Source organism: Bacteroides sp. HPS0048, assembly GCF_964240755.1.
Classification (GTDB): Bacteria; Bacteroidota; Bacteroidia; order Bacteroidales; family Bacteroidaceae; genus Bacteroides; species Bacteroides nordii.
Map to the genome: position 1 here is coordinate 190,815 of NZ_CAXSVC010000007.1, position 16,219 is coordinate 207,033.

Below are 16,219 nucleotides of genomic sequence, written 5' to 3' on the forward strand. Positions count from 1 at the left end.
GTAACGTATGAAGCCTCGGTGTGTAACGTTGTTTTAGATGTACATGTAAAGCGGTACGACATGTGCATGTGGGACAGCACGACATGTGCATCTCATGCTGCTTTACATGTACATCTAAAACAAGACTGCACACCGGGGAAAGGAACATTCCTTTCTGAGAAAGACAAAGTACAACACCGAACAAGGGGATCGATGCCGTCTACAGGTACTTCCGCTATCGAAAAGATAGGGTCATAATCTTCGTCACTGTACGGTTTTGAATATATTTCACCACAGAGGACACAGAGTTTTAAATCTTTATTGAAACGCAGATGAACGCAGATTTTCGCAAAGGGAAATAACGATAAAATAAAGAACTACAGTTTTTTAATCTGCGTTCATCTGCGATCATCCGCGTTTCATCAGAGAAAATAATATCTCTGCGCCCTCCGTGTCCTCTGTGGTGAACTGATTCATTTCCGATCTGATTTGAATCAATTCCACTAACAGGTATAGTAAATAGTTAAATCCTCACACACGATAACCACTTTATGAACCTAAAATCTTACTTTTGCGGACTAAACAACATAACCAGACTATGGCAGGTATCTACATTCATATTCCTTTTTGTAAAACCCGTTGTATCTACTGTGATTTCTACTCCACCACACACAGTGAACTCAAAGAGAGATACATCCACGCCCTTTGCCGCGAATTGGAGATACGCCGGCAATACCTGCAAGGGGAACCCATAGAGACGATCTACTTTGGCGGTGGTACTCCATCGCAGCTTTCCGGAGAAGATTTTCAACAAGTATTTGACACCATTGAAAAGACTTACGGAATGAAGCAAGTGCAAGAAATCACTTTAGAAGCCAATCCGGACGATCTCACTCCGCAATATGTGCAAACGCTTGCCAAGCTGCCATTCAACCGTATCAGTATGGGATTACAGACTTTCGACGAGGCTACTCTGCGCCTGCTCAATCGCCGGCACACAGCGGCACAAGCGATCACTGCCATAGAACGCTGCCGGGAAGCAGGATTCCGAAACATCAGCATTGACCTCATCTATGGACTGCCCGGAGAAACGGCAGAACGCTGGGAACATGATCTGACGCAGGCTATCGCACTGAACCCGGAACATATCTCTGCCTACCACCTGATCTATGAAGAAGGTACACCTATATATAAGATGTTGCAACAACACCGCGTCAGCGAAGTAGACGAGGAAAGTAGCGTGCACTTCTTCTCCAGCCTCATCGACCGGCTCACGGTAGCCGGATATGAGCATTATGAGATATCCAACTTCTGCCGCCCGGGATACCCTTCACGGCACAACACCTCATATTGGCAGGGAATTCCGTATTTAGGTTGTGGCCCGTCGGCACACTCATTCAACCGTCGTGAACGAGAATGGAACATAGCTTCCCTCAATAAATATCTCCTGGGAATTGAAAGCGGAGAACGAGTTTACGAAACGGAGATTCTGGATACTACCACACGATACAATGAATGTATCATCACTTCCATACGTACCAGCCAGGGGCTTTCACTAACAAAGTTAAAAGAAGAGTTCGGTACGGAACTGTGGCAATATTGCCTCAACATGGCCGCCCCTTCTATTAAAAACGGCATGCTGGAAGAAAGGGAAGGCAATCTACGCCTCACCCGCAAAGGGATATTCATATCCGACAGTATCATGAGCGACTTACTTAAAGTAGAAGAATAACACAAAGACTCTCACCATGACCGAATCAGAAGTACGAAAACTACTACGGCAGATGAAGGAATGGAGTTCTCAAACCGCCTTCCGCCGTTTTTATGACCTGACGTACGACCGCCTGTTCCGCATTGCCTATTATTACGTGAAGCGGGAAGAGTGGGCACAGGAGATTGTGCTCGATGTGTTTCTAAAACTTTGGGAGCAACGTAGTACACTCCCTGAAGTGAGAAACATTGAAGACTATAGCTTTATACTTGTCAAAAATGCATCCCTCAATTATCTGGAGAAGGAGATGAGACGGGATACCCTCACGAGCCATGAACTACCCGACGAAACGGAAGGTGCTTCCCGTTCGCCTGAAGAAGAAATGATCGGCGAAGAGCTTTTTGCCCGTTACGTGAAAGCACTGGATCGCCTGCCTCAACGCTGCCGGGAAGTGTTTATACGCATACGTGAAGAGAAACAAAGTTATGCTCAGGTGGCAGAAGAATTGGGCATCAGCACCAAAACCGTAGACGCCCAGCTACAGAAAGCAACCGGACGCCTGAAAGAGATGATCATACGTGCCGAGATAGATTAACATTTATTCACCAGAACGGCATAGGGAATCCGTCAAAGACGCCTGTCTTTATAAGTGAATAATGTTTTTAATCAAAAATAGACTGACGTATGAAAAGATTCTATTCTCAGGCAGCCATGACACTGTTGGCAAGCCTCTTGTTGCTGGCATGCGACAACAAGAAAAAAGACTATCCTACAGACTATGTAGGGTTTGAGCGCTCAACACAAACCTACTATTACAACCCGGCCAATCAGGAAGAAACGCTGGAAGTAAAAGTAATTGCCGTTGATAAAAAGAAAGAAGACAGAGAAGTTAAACTAAACATTCACCAGTCCAACATACCAGGAATAGGTACGATTTATAAACTGACCAACGACCGGCTGACTATAAAAGCCGGAAAGAAAGAAGCAAAGACAACCATCGTACTCTCTCCGAAGAAGGCTATCAGAGGGCAAGTTATCCAGATAAGTTGTACACCGCTGTGGGAAGGTGGACAAACATCCAAACTGGCTATTGAGCTGATGCCCAAATAAAGGTACTTCCCGCACGGGGAGGTACGCCAAGCGATATTTAGGCATTGGCATATTATTCAAAAACAGAATGAAATATACAGAAACAGAAGCAGAGAAAATACTCGAAAAGCTCATAGCCTCTACCCGTTCTCCAAGAGGACGGTTTTCGGCAGAAGAGAGTTACAAATTGTTGGAAAGACGGCTGCCTGCCCTTAATAAACGTACCTTCAGGACGAGAAGCATACGAATATTCTCAGCAGCGGCAGCAGTTATCTTACTTTGTGTGATGAGTTGGCTGGCATATGACTATATGGGTCCGGTGGACATGCAAACCGTCTCCACTCTTGCCGAATGCAGGAGCATACAGCTCCCGGACGGAACGAAGGTGATGCTCAACCACTTCTCTTCACTGACCTATCCGGAACGTTTTCGTGGAAAACGACGCGAGGTAACACTAAATGGCGAAGCCTATTTTGAGGTAAGTAAGAACGCGAAACATCCGTTCATCGTACAGGCCGAAGCCGTCAGAGTGCAAGTGTTGGGCACTCACTTCAATATAGAATCCTACCCCAATGATCCGGAAGTAAAAACAACCCTGTTTGAAGGTTCTGTAGCTGTAACCATTGCCAACAACCCCAAACGTATTATATTACGCCCTAACGAAAGTGCTATATATAATAAGGAGAACGGAAACCTGACCCTTGAAACGCCCCAAAATGCTGCCGAAGAAATAGCCTGGCGGAGCGGATCATTCATTTTCAACCATCTGCCTTTACAGGAAATAGTACGGGAACTCAGTAATTCATTCGGGGTAGAAATAAAAATTGAAGATGAAGCATTGTACAACTACCACCTTACAGCACGATTCAGCAACGGAGAAAGTCTGGAAGAAATCCTGCATCTGCTGCAACAAGGAAGAGACTTTGAGTACAAACGAAACGAAAAAGGAATAATTATCAATGCAAAATAGTTGGAGTGTTTCCCACACGGGGAGGTACGACTAGCGATGATTTATTAAAACGCAGATGAATGCAGATTTTCGCAAAGGGAAACAAATAGATAATAAAGATCCACAGTCTTTTAATCTGCGTTTATCTGCGATCATCCGCGTTTCATCAAAGATTTAAACTCGGTGGAACTCTGTGTTACTCTGTGGTGAAATACATTCAAAACTGATCAATCATGAAACATATACATACATCTCTCATAAGAAGCCTGATGCTGATAGGCGGAGTACTTCTTTTCGCATTACAGACACAGGCACAGAAAGCTGAAACAAAACTTTCGTTCAGCATTCGCAATGCCACACTGGAAGAGTTCGTCAAACGAATAGAAAACTCCACCGGTTTCTCTTTCATTTATGGAGAAGAGGTGAAAATGAACCACCGTCTCACACTCGATGTCAAACAGAAAACAATACCGGAGATACTCGATCTGGCCTTTGCCAATGAACCCGTAAAATACCAGATAACCGGACGGCACATCCTTTTGCAAAAGAAAAAACAAAAACCTGTAAGCCGCAAGTTCACTATCAGCGGATATGTGACAGACGGAACGTCCTCCGAGACGTTGATTGGCGCTAACATCCTTGAGAGTCGTCAACAGCAAGGCACTACTACCAATCCTTACGGTTTTTATAGCATCACTTTACCTGCAGGAGAGACAGAACTAAGTTTTTCGTATTTAGGATACACCACCCGACAGTACAGACTCGAATTGAGTAAAGATACTCTGATCAACGTGCTCATGCAAGACAACAACCAGCTGGAAGAGGTGGTCATTGTATCCGACAAAGCAGAAGCAGGCATAACCGCCACGCAAATGGGAGCCCAGGAAATACCTATTGCACAAATCAAGAATACTCCCAGCATTCTGGGAGAGGCCGATGTGATGAAAACCATTCAACTGATGCCTGGCGTACAGGCTGGCGTAGAAGGATCTGCCGGACTGTATGTACGTGGTGGCGGCCCAGACCAGAATCTTATCCTGCTGGACGGTGTACCGGTATACAATGTAGACCACCTGTTCGGTTTCTTCTCTGTTTTTACGCCGGAAGCAGTGAAAAAAGTAACACTTTTCAAGAGTTCCTTTCCCGCCCGCTTCGGTGGGCGGCTTTCGTCAGTGGTAGATGTACGTAGCAATGACGGAGATATGAAGAAATATCACGGTACGCTCAGCGTAGGACTTCTTTCCAGTAAAATCCAACTGGAAGGGCCAATCATCCGGGATAAAACATCCTTTAATATTTCGGCACGCCGTTCTTATATAGATCTGATAGCGAAACCTTTCATGCCGAAAGATGATAAAATAAGCTACTACTTCTACGATATAAATGCTAAAATCAACCACAAATTCTCAGACCGAAGCCGCCTGTTTCTGAACTTCTACAACGGAAAGGACAGCTACTATTTTAAAACGACGGATTCTTCTTCATCAATGTACAAAGACAAGATGTCACTCAACTGGGGAAACACCATCGCTACGGCCCGCTGGAACTATATATTCAACCAGAAGCTGTTCAGTAACACCACCGTGGCTTACAACAAATACCGGATGGACGCCAACTCTACGGTATACACAAAAACAAATCTCATCGAAAGCATAAGTGAGAGTAATTACCACTCCAACTACCACTCGGGCATCTGCGACTGGAGCTATCTGATAGATTTCGATTATAACCCCACGCCCGCCCATCATATCAAATTCGGTGCCGGATATCTCCATCACGATTTCCGCCCGGAAGTAGCTACCTCCAAAATACAGGAAAAGGAAGATGGAATAACCAAACAGGATACCCTCTACAACAGTATCTCCAACAGTACAATCCAGGCACACGAAGTATCCGCCTATATAGAAGATAATTTCGACATAGGTTCACGGTTACGTATGAATGTAGGGCTGCACTTATCGATGTTCCGGGTACAGAGGAGAAACTATTTCTCGGTTCAACCACGTGTTTCAGCCCGGTATCAACTGACCAAGCATACCGCTCTGAAAGCTTCTTATACTAAAATGAGCCAATACATACATCTGCTCTCCTCCACTCCCATCTCTATGCCCACAGATCTTTGGGTGCCTGTAACCAGCAAAATAAAGCCGATGCAGGCCCACCAATATTCATTGGGAAGCTACTACACGGGACTTACCGGTTGGGAATTTTCTGTAGAAGGATATTATAAACAGATGCGTAACGTACTGGAATACAAAGAAGGAGTCAGTTTCCTTGGCTCTTCTTCCGGATGGGAAAACAAAGTAGAGATGGGTAAAGGACGTTCCATGGGAATAGAGTTCATGGCACAGAAAACTACCGGAAAAACAACCGGCTGGATAGCCTACACACTGGCCAAAAGTGACCGGAAGTTTGCCATAGGAGGCATCAACAACGGAGAACGGTTTCCCTATAAATACGACCGCCGCCACAACCTGAGCCTGGTGGTAAATCATAAGTTCAGCAACCGGATTGATATAGGCGCTTCATGGATATTCTCTACAGGCGGCACAGCTACGATTGCCGAAGAAGTTACCGCCATCATCCGTCCGGGAGAGGATGCCATACAGCAAAAAGATTACATAGAGAAACGGAATAACTACAGATTGCCTGCCAGCCACCGGTTGAACATAGGAGTAAACTTCAACAAAAAGACCAAACATGGAGTACGCACCTGGAATATAAGCCTTTATAATGCTTACAATGCCATGAATCCAACAATGATATACAGTAACAACTCCGGAGGATATGCCTCTTATATCAAAAACCAGGAAGATGGAAAGGTATATCTTCAATACATACCAGCCAAACGAAAGATCACCAAATTAACGTTATTACCCTGTGTGCCTTCAGTAACTTACACCTATAAATTTTGAGCATTATGACAACAAGATACATACTTCCACTCCTCATGCTAATGATATTCATCTGCAGTTGCGAAAACGAAATAGACTTCAACAAAGCCGCCCGTCCGCCCAAACTGATAATGAACGCATTGATCAATGCCGACAGCACAAACAATATACTCTACCTAAATAAAACAGGGCAATATGTAATAAGCGACGTCACCAATGCCAGTGTAGAAGTGCGGGTAAACGATGTATTGGTGGAAACACCCAAAGCAATACCTATCCCCACCGGAGATTTTGTATCCTTACAGAAACGTTTCCTCATCACCACTAAATTTCATCCGGGAGACAAAGTACGTATTGATGCCCGCACCGGAGACGGAGAATTTCATGCCTGGGCAGAAGTAGTAGTGCCACAACCACCAATACCTATAGAAAAAGTAGATACCGCTACTGCTCTTGTCTGCGAATATGGCAACTATTACAACCGGTTGCTTCGCTACCGTATCACCTTCTCAGACCGTCCGGACGAAAAGAACTACTATCGTCTCGTTCTGGAACGTCGCTACACACTGTATGCAACCATGTACAGACGGGGTACAATAAGTGGCAGCCTGGCACTAAAAGATACAGTACTTACACAACAAAATTTCCGAATGCTCCCTCGTGAAGATGTAGTCTTGACAGACGGACATCCCACCACCTCTGAAGATGATGAAAACGGTATGTTTGAACAAGCCCAGAACACATATGGGGTATTCGATGACAGCCGCTTCTCCGGACAGTCGTATACAATGACGGTGTATCCATCCGGTTCAGATAGCTGGCCCTATCTCTTTGAATCCCACGATGTCACGCGGAGAACACTGGATACTTACGTCCGGATACTTAGTATCAGTGAAACAGATTTCCAGTATTTAAAAGCACTGAATCTTAGCGAATCGGACTTTGCAGATGACGTGACTATGGAACCTGTCACTTTTGCCAGCAATGTTCATGGAGGACTTGGCATTGTAAGTATCAGTACAGAAACAAGTGTAAAAATCAACATATCCGACGAGAAATATGACCCATATAATCCCTATTAAAAGCCATGAAAACCATCTATCTATTACTCCTGACCAGCCTTCTCCTCTGTTCCTGCCGTAGTAGCCGGAGCATGCAGAAGGAGATAAACCCAATGAAGTCCGATCTGTTTTACGAACTCACCTCCCCCGCTTATCAGGGAGAAGCCAAACGAACCGTATATCTGGACTTTATTGACTACTCCAATCTGGACTACTATACCACAGTGAAAAAGAGAGGTGGATTTGCAATTCCTCTACTCCTCTATATCTACGAAACCAACCGCTTCAACGTCCGGTTAGGCGAAGGCTCACTGACACAAACTTATCGTGAATTTCTCACCGAAGCTTTGCTGACCGAATGTAATACTCCCGATTTCATTCTGAAACCTTCTCCTGTGCGCCCCGTCAGGAAAAATGCACGCCGAATGCCCAGAGAACTATTAGGAGACAGCATTCCAACTGCCCTACCCGACTCTGCGTTAAGCCTGAAAGTGAAAATACTTCATAACGAAACCTACTCCGGAGTGAAACTGAAAGAAAGCAGTTACCTGTGGTTCGGCGGCGAATACATCACTTTCCCCAATCACCGTGCCAATGATGCCAATACCGACTTATCCATTGCCGTACGTTTATCAAGGGGAGACGATTGCCTACTGGACAAAACCTATACCGTCCATCACCGGCAACAAGCCCCCGACCGTGGATACGAAAACTCCGTTCAGGCCAACGAAATTTGTCTGCGTACCATGACCGAATGTCTTTCAATAGCAACCCAAGAAATAGTAGAAAATATCTGTCAGGAACTAAACCTGATACTGGCTGCATCCTGAGAAAATAGTATCTTTGCAGCCTAATAATGTAAAAGATATGTTCACTATCATAGGAATAATGCTCACCGGGATGCTCACCGGCTATCTGCTACGCAGTAAAAAGCTTTCATGGATTCATAAAGTTATCACACTATTGATATGGTTACTGCTTTTTCTACTGGGCATTGATGTAGGAGGAAATGAAACCATCATCAAAGGATTGCATACCATCGGGCTGGAAGCCATCATTATCACACTGGGTGCTGTTGCAGGAAGTGTATTGGCAGCATGGGCATTGTGGTACTTTATATACATAAGGTATAGAAAGGAGATAAAACAATGAAAGGTAGCCTCATCATTGTCTCATTCTTCGTTGTGGGCACCCTTTGTGGCTTATACCACCTGATTCCATCTGATTTCATACATAGCAAACTAAGTTATTACGCCTTGTGCGCACTTATGTTTTGTGTAGGCGTCAGCATTGGCAATGATCCTAATACACTGAAAAGCTTCCGTTCGCTCAACCCAAGACTGGTGTTTCTTCCCATCATGACCATATTAGGAACATTAGCCGGCTGTGCTGTAGTCAGCCTGTTCCTGAGCCATCGTTCACCGACCGATTGCATGGCAGTAGGCGCAGGATTTGGTTATTACTCTCTTTCCAGTATCTTTATCACTGAATACAAAGGCCCGGAGTTAGGTACTATCGCACTCTTATCAAACATCATACGCGAAATTATCGCTCTACTCTGTGCCCCATTATTAGTCAGATACTTTGGACGCCTCGCACCCATTTCTGCTGGTGGTGCCACCACAATGGATACTACCCTCCCGATCATAACCCGCTGCTGCGGAAAAGAATTTGTGATCGTTTCCATATTTCATGGTTTTATAGTAGACTTCAGCGTGCCCTTTCTCGTAACATTATTCTGTTCCGTGTAGGCAAACATATTACAATTAGATTACAAATCTACCTCTATTCCACTCTTTTTATTAGCATATTCTTGATCTACATCAAGAAATGATGCTATACAGTACACTTTTCTCCCCAACCTCTTTTATGTTCTAAAACATATCCTTATATTTGCATAGGTAAAAAGAAAGACTAAGCGCTTAAGTCGGTTTTCAATAGGTATTAGATTTAGTTATTAGGATTAGTTTTTAGGTATAACAATTAAAAAGTAGGTATTATGAAAAGATTAGGATTAACATTAGTGGCAGCACTCTGCCTGGCTGCGACTACTTTTGCAGCAGGAAACCAACCTACTACTGCAAAATGGGAAGGTAACATCAATGTAAATAAGTTAAGTCAATATTTGAATCTGAATTCAATGCAGAGCGAAGAGGTCTCTAATATCTGTGAATATTTCACAGAACAAATGGGCCGGGCCGCTTCAGCCAAAAAGAATAAGGAAGCCAAATTGCACAATGCAATTTACGGAAACTTGAAATTGATGAAAAGAACGCTCACAAATGAACAGTATAGCAAATATGCAGCATTACTGAACATCACCTTGAAGAATAAAGGTATCGAGCTGAACAAGTAAAATGATTATTATATAAATGTAAAAAGAGTGTCAACAGTTTTATCTGTCGGCACTCTTTTTTTATCTATCTTCAGGTGCTGTTACCTTCATCATCGGATAGTCACCAATGTCGCCCCGAAACCATATTCCTGAAAGGAAGCATCCTGATAACGGCAGGTACTGTATTTACGTTTCAATTCGTCAAGCAAAGCTTTCCGGAGCACTCCATCACCCTTACCGTGAATGAAAACGATTTTCTGTTCGCGTTTACCCTTATACTTCTCCATTACCTCACGGAATTTATCCAGCTGATAATTCAAGATTTCACTGTTACTCATACCATGTGCATCATCCAACAATTCATTAATATGGAGATCTATTTCTATAATACCATTCGAGCTGCTACGTTTGACTATCGGTTGTGATCTGGGTTTCTCCACCTCTTTTTTCTGCAATAAAGCCACTTGAATATCTTCTGCAGAAACATAGACCTGTTTGACAGGCACATCATTCGTTACGATATCATACACCAGAGCCGGTTCTTCAAAGAAATCTGACTCGCGGAAAGTATGCAGTTTATAGAATTTCACCGTATCAATACGTAATTCCACACTAACGGCGGGTTTCATTGCAAAAGTCTTACCATCTTTAAAAGCAATGAATTGTACGGCAACACGTTCCATCTCATTCAACACATCTTTAGCAAAATCTTCCAGAAAGAGCTTTGTATTAGGATCTACTAACCCGTGTGAACGAACTTTCCATGCCTTTCCTTCGGCACTGAGGTATGTATAATAGAGATAGTAATTGCTATCATTCACCAGATAAGCCTCAAAGGAAGTACTGCTGATAGCTTTCACATCTTCGGGCACAAAAGCCAGCATCACATTAAGCATATCGCCACCACGAGTTTCGGGTTGACGTTGCACCGCGGGCATCTCCGGCTTCATCGGCTTAGCAGGTCCCTCGGCTTTTGAGGGAGCAGGAGCCGCTTTCCTTTTCATATTATAATCGTCCGTATCAATCACCACACATTCACGCATCGGCATCGGGATATCAAACCCGTCTGCATCTTCTACCAAAACGATGTCTTTTCCCTGGAAACCTTTCACAATTCCTCCGCCTACTTCGCTAAGGAAACGTACTTTATCACCTATTTTCATCTTTATATTTACAATTTACCATTTACAATCTACAAATTAGGGCAAATATAGTTACTTTTGCGGTCGCAATGAAAGAAAAGATGAAAGAAAACCCAAAACATATCCGTATTAGCGAATACAACTATCCTTTGCCGGATGAACGTATTGCCAAATTCCCTCTCCCGGTGCGCGATCAATCCAAGCTACTTGTCTACCGCCGTGGCGAAGTCACAGAAGATGTCTTTACATCCCTCCCTGAATATCTGACAGAAGGCAGTCTGATGGTATTCAATAATACGAAAGTTATCCAGGCCCGCCTGCATTTTCGTAAAGAAACAGGAGCGCTGATAGAGGTATTCTGCCTTGAACCGATCCAGCCGAATGACTATGCATTAAACTTCCAGCAGACCCGGCATGCCGCATGGCTTTGCATGATTGGCAATCTGAAGAAATGGAAAGAGGGTGCATTACATCGGGAAATGACTGTAAAGGGACAAACACTTATGCTTACCGCTACACGTGGCGAATGTCATGGTACAAGCCACTGGATAGACTTCTCATGGGACAATCCGGAAGTTACTTTTGCTGATATCTTAGAGGTATTCGGAGAATTGCCGATCCCCCCATATCTGAACAGAGAGACACAGGAGAGTGACAAAGAGACCTACCAAACGGTATATTCAAAGATTAAAGGTTCTGTGGCCGCACCAACAGCAGGGCTCCACTTCACACCGCGGGTACTGGATGCCCTTTGCGAAAAGGGTATAGACCTTGAAGAACTGACATTGCATGTGGGTGCCGGGACTTTCAAGCCGGTGAAAAGTGAAGAAATCGAGGGGCACGAGATGCATACGGAATACATATCGGTATCCCGCTCAACCATCAAAAAGCTTATCGATCATAACGGTTGTGCCATCGCTGTAGGAACCACTTCTGTGCGAACTTTAGAGAGTCTATACCACATCGGAGTGACATTGGCTGCCAACCCACGAGCTACGGAAGAAGAACTGCACGTACGTCAGTGGCAACCTTATGAAAAGTACGACGAAATTCCGTCAACAGTTGCCCTGCAAAAGATTTTAGGATATTTAGATCGCAACGGTATGGAAGCTCTGCACACCAGTACTCAAATCATTATTGCACCCGGATACAGCTATAAGATAGTAAAAGCAATGGTCACCAATTTCCACCAGCCACAAAGCACACTGTTGTTGTTGGTTTCGGCTTTTGTAAAAGGAAACTGGCGGACGATTTATGACTATGCCTTAGATCATGACTTCCGTTTCCTTAGTTACGGAGATTCATCGTTACTGATACCCTGAAAAAGTTAATTCATTTAATCATGCAAAGCAATAATAATCAGGAGATGTTTCCCATCGTTGATGAGGAAGGAAATATCACCGGAGCCGCTACCCGCGGCGAGTGCCACAATGGTAGTAAACTGCTTCATCCGGTAGTGCACCTGCACGTATTCAACAGTAAAGGAGATTTGTACTTACAGAAACGTCCCGAATGGAAGGATATCCAACCGGGCAAGTGGGATACGGCCGTAGGTGGCCATGTAGATTTGGGTGAAAGCGTAGACATCGCGCTGAAACGTGAGGTTCGGGAAGAGTTAGGTATTACAGATTTTAGACCGGAACACCTGACCAGTTATGTTTTTGAATCCGCCCGCGAACGCGAACTGGTTTTTGTATACAAAACGGTATATGACGGAGACATCCACCCCAGCGATGAGCTGGATGGCGGACGCTTCTGGACCTTAGAAGAGATAAAAGAGCATATAGGAAAAGGGATATTTACTCCTAACTTTGAAGGAGAATTCAAGCGCGTCTCTTTCGACAAGTTATGATCGTTATTTCTTTTCTATCCACTGAACGATAGTTTCTGAGAACGGACTTTCTTTGGGAGGTACCATTCCTACCCAATTTCCGTTCTCATCAATCATGAACTTCTGAAAGTTCCATTGCACGGGGGCATCTTGCACTCCGTTCAGTTTCTTTTCTGTCAACCATTGATAGAGGGGAGCTATGTTTTTACCTTTCACTGAGATCTTCGCCATCATCGGAAAGGTGACATCATAGTTCAGCGTACAGAATGTAGCAATCTCTTCATTAGTTCCTGGTTCCTGCCCCATAAAGTTATTGGCAGGAAAGCCGATGATAACAAAGCCATCGTCTTTATATTGATCGTATAACTCCTGTAGCTCTGTATATTGCGGGGTGAGTCCACACTTTGAAGCAACATTTACGACCAGAACTTTTTTCCCTTTCAGCTGAGAGAGATTGTAGGGTTTACCATCAATAGTGGTTACGGCGAAGTCATAGAAAGAGTTGCTCTGCGCAGCGGCAGCGATTGAAAGCACAAGAGCTACGATGAGAGAAGAAATGGTTTTCATACTTGTTTCTATTTATGCTTCCCACACCGGAAGTTATGCTAAACGACAATAACGACTATCAGTGGAAAGCTAATGTTAGGACTTACAATTATAACAAATAAAAGAGACACAAAGTTGTAACAATTCGATATTTAAATGCATAGGATAGTCCCAGAGAAATATTTGTAATAATGTAATCATCCTCACCAACCAATGACTCCACATCAATTATTCCATATTTCATACCTTGCAATCACTCCATACAACCAACGTTTTTCCGCAATCGTCCTATAACATTTATCTGTTTTTACAACATATGAGTAAGAGAATTGTAATACTTGTCTCAATAAAAGTCACCTCCTTCTTTTGCTTTTAAAATCCAATGAAAAATGAAAAGAAGAAAGAGAGGCTGCTACAAATATTACTTTGCAACAGCCTCTACTTATTTACACTTCAAGTTATAATCTTAGAAAAGAATTATCATTTAGCCAGTTCATTGATTACATCCATAATCTTTTGTCCGATTTCTTCGGCGGCTTCCATAGTTGAAGCCTCGCTATACACACGGATTATCGGCTCTGTATTGCTCTTACGCAAATGTACCCACTTATCGGCAAAATCAATCTTTACACCGTCGATATCATTGATTTCTTCATTCTTATAGATCTCTTTCACTTTGGAAAGGATGGCATCTACATCAATTTCCGGGGTAAGATCCACACGGTTCTTTGCGATAAAATAAGGAGGATAAGTAGCACGCAACTCACTCACCGTCTTTCCTTCATGAGCCAGATGACTCAGGAAAAGAGCAATACCTACCAAAGCATCGCGCCCATAGTGGCTGGCAGGATAAATCACTCCACCATTACCTTCACCACCAATCACGGCATTGGTAGCCTTCATCTTAGTCACCACATTAACTTCGCCCACAGCCGAAGCACTGTATTCCATTCCATATTTGCGAGTCACGTCGCGCAATGCACGGGTAGAGCTCAAATTAGAAACAGTATTACCCGGAGTATGTTTCAACACATAATCGGCCACAGTCACCAACGTATATTCTTCACCATACATCACACCGTTCTCACAAATCATAGCCAGGCGGTCAACATCAGGGTCTACCACAAAAGCCACGTCTGCCTTACCACCTTTCATAAGGTTCATAATATCACCCAGATTCTTCTCAAGCGGTTCGGGGTTATGGGCAAAATTACCGGTAGGTTCGCAATAAAGTTTCTCCACATGCTTTACACCGAGGCGTTCGAGCAATTCGGGAAGAATAATACCTCCGACAGAATTCACACAGTCGATAGCCACGCGGAAATCAGCTTTCCTGATAGCTTCCACGTCCACCAGATCAAGTGCTAGAACACTGTCAATATGTTTTTGATTGTAAGTAAGATCTTTACGATAAGAGCCGAGATGATCTACATCTGCAAAGTCAAACTCTTCAGCTTCGGCAATACGAAGCACTTCGTTGCCTTCAGCTGCATTCAGAAATTCACCATGTTCGTTAAGCAGTTTCAGCGCATTCCATTGCTTGGGATTGTGCGAAGCTGTCAGAATGATACCTCCACAAGCGCCTTCCATCGTCACGGCCAGCTCAGTTGTCGGAGTAGAAGCAAGATCAATATCTACTACATCCCAGCCCATGCCCATAAGAGTGCCGACTACCACGTTTTTCACCATTTCGCCGGAGATACGTGCATCACGGCCTACTACGATTTTATTGCTTGTAGATTTACATGTTCTACGAATCAGCGTAGCATACGCCGATGTGAATTTCACAATGTCAAGCGGGTTCAATCCCTCGCCTGCACCTCCGCCAATTGTTCCGCGGATTCCAGAGATAGATTTGATTAGAGTCATAAGGATTTAAATATCGGTAATTAAAGTTAGTTCTATCAGTGTAGTATCAATAGATAGAGAATCTATATATATCATAGAAATAAGGATATACCTTCTGTTGTGCATAAGAGTGTCCGCTCTTCGATGGCACAATCAGTCTGACATGCGCTCCATCTTTAACATACTGCAAAGCCATCAGCCAGCCGGCAGGAACTGAGGTTCCATACTGACCACCAATCGTTACATCCCAATAATATTCGGAATCAAGTCCCGGTTCTTGAATAAACTGCCCGTATATACTTGTTCCATCTATCGTGTAACGAAAACCTGTAGGATAATTATTCATAGGCGGATAATATTGATTATCCACATTAGAAACAGAAGTTGGTTCTCCGGTCAAGATATCGACTTCTTTAAAGCGGGTAAGGATCAGGTTACCGGTTTCAAACGGAAGAGCCGCTTCAAGATTGGGATAAGGCTCGGACGCGGCACGCGGAGTTCCGTAACGTTGCACAATCTGCATATAAATACCATTAGAGAAAGCAACATACTGATTCCTGCCCGGATACTGAACCGGATATCCGTCTTCACATTCTGTAATCGTATCCTTTTCGAATTCCTCTACAGTGATTACTTCAATATTATTCTTTTTAATGAAATCATTGACACCATCCCGCTCTTCTTCGAGCATCTCAGCATAGGTTTTCGTGTCATCACATGCCTGAAAAAAGGCTCCAAGAGCCAACAGGGAAATAAATAATAATATAAGTTTCTTCATTCGTCTGTATCTTAACTATATGTCCGTACAAATGTACCGTAATTTAGTTGAAAATT

Annotated in this window: 16 protein-coding genes; 12 read left to right on the plus strand and 4 right to left on the minus strand. The window is 43.6% G+C overall.

The features are described 5' to 3' along the window. The first annotated feature begins 577 nt into the window (after nucleotides 1-577). From hemW to ACESQI_RS08270, 10 genes are all read left to right on the plus strand, one after another. Nucleotides 578-1,711: a radical SAM family heme chaperone HemW gene (gene hemW, locus ACESQI_RS08225; RefSeq protein ID WP_007486946.1), complete on the plus strand. Its 1,134-nt coding sequence runs from the start codon at nucleotides 578-580 to the stop codon at nucleotides 1,709-1,711. A gap of 16 nt (nucleotides 1,712-1,727) precedes the next feature. After that, nucleotides 1,728-2,285 carry an RNA polymerase sigma-70 factor gene (locus ACESQI_RS08230; RefSeq protein ID WP_002562544.1) on the plus strand — a complete coding sequence of 186 codons (558 nt, stop codon included), beginning with the start codon at nucleotides 1,728-1,730 and terminating at the stop codon, nucleotides 2,283-2,285. Between the two features lie 89 nt (nucleotides 2,286-2,374). Then, nucleotides 2,375-2,800: a hypothetical protein gene (locus tag ACESQI_RS08235; protein WP_002562545.1), complete on the plus strand. Its 426-nt coding sequence runs from the start codon at nucleotides 2,375-2,377 to the stop codon at nucleotides 2,798-2,800. Nucleotides 2,801-2,867: 67 nt separating this feature from the next. After that, entirely contained in the window at nucleotides 2,868-3,749 is an 882-nt protein-coding gene (locus ACESQI_RS08240) for a FecR family protein (protein ID WP_195660222.1), read from the plus strand. Between the two features lie 212 nt (nucleotides 3,750-3,961). Next, nucleotides 3,962-6,643 carry a TonB-dependent receptor domain-containing protein gene (locus tag ACESQI_RS08245; RefSeq protein ID WP_373125738.1) on the plus strand — a complete coding sequence of 894 codons (2,682 nt, stop codon included), beginning with the start codon at nucleotides 3,962-3,964 and terminating at the stop codon, nucleotides 6,641-6,643. Between the two features lie 5 nt (nucleotides 6,644-6,648). Then, nucleotides 6,649-7,704: a DUF4249 domain-containing protein gene (locus tag ACESQI_RS08250; RefSeq protein WP_007486939.1), complete on the plus strand. Its 1,056-nt coding sequence runs from the start codon at nucleotides 6,649-6,651 to the stop codon at nucleotides 7,702-7,704. 5 nt (nucleotides 7,705-7,709) lie between these two features. Further along, nucleotides 7,710-8,513: a hypothetical protein gene (locus ACESQI_RS08255; protein ID WP_195660220.1), complete on the plus strand. Its 804-nt coding sequence runs from the start codon at nucleotides 7,710-7,712 to the stop codon at nucleotides 8,511-8,513. A gap of 37 nt (nucleotides 8,514-8,550) precedes the next feature. After that, the gene (locus tag ACESQI_RS08260) at nucleotides 8,551-8,835 is read left to right on the plus strand and encodes a LysO family transporter (protein WP_002562550.1); all 285 of its coding nucleotides are present in this window, start codon (nucleotides 8,551-8,553) and stop codon (nucleotides 8,833-8,835) included. Further along, a complete protein-coding gene (locus tag ACESQI_RS08265) occupies nucleotides 8,832-9,434 on the plus strand; it encodes a lysine exporter LysO family protein (RefSeq protein WP_007486937.1) in 603 nt (200 codons plus the stop codon). Before ACESQI_RS08260 ends, ACESQI_RS08265 begins: the two co-directional genes overlap by 4 nt. A 248-nt stretch (nucleotides 9,435-9,682) precedes the next feature. Next, nucleotides 9,683-10,039 carry a hypothetical protein gene (locus tag ACESQI_RS08270; RefSeq protein WP_002562552.1) on the plus strand — a complete coding sequence of 119 codons (357 nt, stop codon included), beginning with the start codon at nucleotides 9,683-9,685 and terminating at the stop codon, nucleotides 10,037-10,039. An 89-nt stretch (nucleotides 10,040-10,128) separates the two neighbouring features. Here the strand turns inward: ACESQI_RS08270 and ACESQI_RS08275 are convergent, their stop codons facing one another. Then, nucleotides 10,129-11,181, minus strand: a complete 1,053-nt coding sequence (locus ACESQI_RS08275) for a DUF2027 domain-containing protein (protein ID WP_195660219.1) — start codon at nucleotides 11,179-11,181, stop codon at nucleotides 10,129-10,131. An 80-nt stretch (nucleotides 11,182-11,261) separates the two neighbouring features. On the opposite strand from ACESQI_RS08275, the gene ACESQI_RS08280 reads away from it, so the two are divergent. Both ACESQI_RS08280 and ACESQI_RS08285 read left to right on the plus strand, forming a co-directional pair. Further along, complete coding sequence (locus tag ACESQI_RS08280; protein WP_373125741.1) at nucleotides 11,262-12,482, plus strand: S-adenosylmethionine:tRNA ribosyltransferase-isomerase; 1,221 nt, start codon at nucleotides 11,262-11,264, stop codon at nucleotides 12,480-12,482. A gap of 20 nt (nucleotides 12,483-12,502) precedes the next feature. Further along, nucleotides 12,503-13,012 carry an NUDIX domain-containing protein gene (locus tag ACESQI_RS08285; protein WP_195660218.1) on the plus strand — a complete coding sequence of 170 codons (510 nt, stop codon included), beginning with the start codon at nucleotides 12,503-12,505 and terminating at the stop codon, nucleotides 13,010-13,012. A gap of 3 nt (nucleotides 13,013-13,015) precedes the next feature. On the opposite strand, the gene ACESQI_RS08290 is transcribed toward ACESQI_RS08285, so the two are convergent. The 3 genes from ACESQI_RS08290 to ACESQI_RS08300 all read right to left on the minus strand — a co-directional run bounded on the left by ACESQI_RS08290 (nucleotide 13,016) and on the right by ACESQI_RS08300 (nucleotide 16,163). Continuing rightward, nucleotides 13,016-13,558, minus strand: coding sequence for a glutathione peroxidase (locus ACESQI_RS08290; RefSeq protein ID WP_373125743.1), 543 nt, complete (start codon nucleotides 13,556-13,558; stop codon nucleotides 13,016-13,018). A gap of 459 nt (nucleotides 13,559-14,017) precedes the next feature. After that, nucleotides 14,018-15,406: a phosphoglucosamine mutase gene (gene glmM / locus ACESQI_RS08295; RefSeq protein ID WP_002562557.1), complete on the minus strand. Its 1,389-nt coding sequence runs from the start codon at nucleotides 15,404-15,406 to the stop codon at nucleotides 14,018-14,020. 46 nt (nucleotides 15,407-15,452) lie between these two features. Beyond that, the gene (locus ACESQI_RS08300) at nucleotides 15,453-16,163 is read right to left on the minus strand and encodes a DUF4827 domain-containing protein (RefSeq protein ID WP_373125745.1); all 711 of its coding nucleotides are present in this window, start codon (nucleotides 16,161-16,163) and stop codon (nucleotides 15,453-15,455) included. Nucleotides 16,164-16,219: the final 56 nt, after the last annotated feature.

Coding starts and splice junctions, on each gene's coding strand:
- hemW (WP_007486946.1), top strand. CDS start 578: ATGGCAGGTATCTACATTCATATTCCTTTTTGTAAAACCCGTTGTATC.
- ACESQI_RS08230 (WP_002562544.1), top strand. CDS start 1,728: ATGACCGAATCAGAAGTACGAAAACTACTACGGCAGATGAAGGAATGG.
- ACESQI_RS08235 (WP_002562545.1), top strand. CDS start 2,375: ATGAAAAGATTCTATTCTCAGGCAGCCATGACACTGTTGGCAAGCCTC.
- ACESQI_RS08240 (WP_195660222.1), top strand. CDS start 2,868: ATGAAATATACAGAAACAGAAGCAGAGAAAATACTCGAAAAGCTCATA.
- ACESQI_RS08245 (WP_373125738.1), top strand. CDS start 3,962: ATGAAACATATACATACATCTCTCATAAGAAGCCTGATGCTGATAGGC.
- ACESQI_RS08250 (WP_007486939.1), top strand. CDS start 6,649: ATGACAACAAGATACATACTTCCACTCCTCATGCTAATGATATTCATC.
- ACESQI_RS08255 (WP_195660220.1), top strand. CDS start 7,710: ATGAAAACCATCTATCTATTACTCCTGACCAGCCTTCTCCTCTGTTCC.
- ACESQI_RS08260 (WP_002562550.1), top strand. CDS start 8,551: ATGTTCACTATCATAGGAATAATGCTCACCGGGATGCTCACCGGCTAT.
- ACESQI_RS08265 (WP_007486937.1), top strand. CDS start 8,832: ATGAAAGGTAGCCTCATCATTGTCTCATTCTTCGTTGTGGGCACCCTT.
- ACESQI_RS08270 (WP_002562552.1), top strand. CDS start 9,683: ATGAAAAGATTAGGATTAACATTAGTGGCAGCACTCTGCCTGGCTGCG.
- ACESQI_RS08275 (WP_195660219.1), bottom strand. CDS start 11,181: ATGAAAATAGGTGATAAAGTACGTTTCCTTAGCGAAGTAGGCGGAGGA.
- ACESQI_RS08280 (WP_373125741.1), top strand. CDS start 11,262: ATGAAAGAAAACCCAAAACATATCCGTATTAGCGAATACAACTATCCT.
- ACESQI_RS08285 (WP_195660218.1), top strand. CDS start 12,503: ATGCAAAGCAATAATAATCAGGAGATGTTTCCCATCGTTGATGAGGAA.
- ACESQI_RS08290 (WP_373125743.1), bottom strand. CDS start 13,558: ATGAAAACCATTTCTTCTCTCATCGTAGCTCTTGTGCTTTCAATCGCT.
- glmM (WP_002562557.1), bottom strand. CDS start 15,406: ATGACTCTAATCAAATCTATCTCTGGAATCCGCGGAACAATTGGCGGA.
- ACESQI_RS08300 (WP_373125745.1), bottom strand. CDS start 16,163: ATGAAGAAACTTATATTATTATTTATTTCCCTGTTGGCTCTTGGAGCC.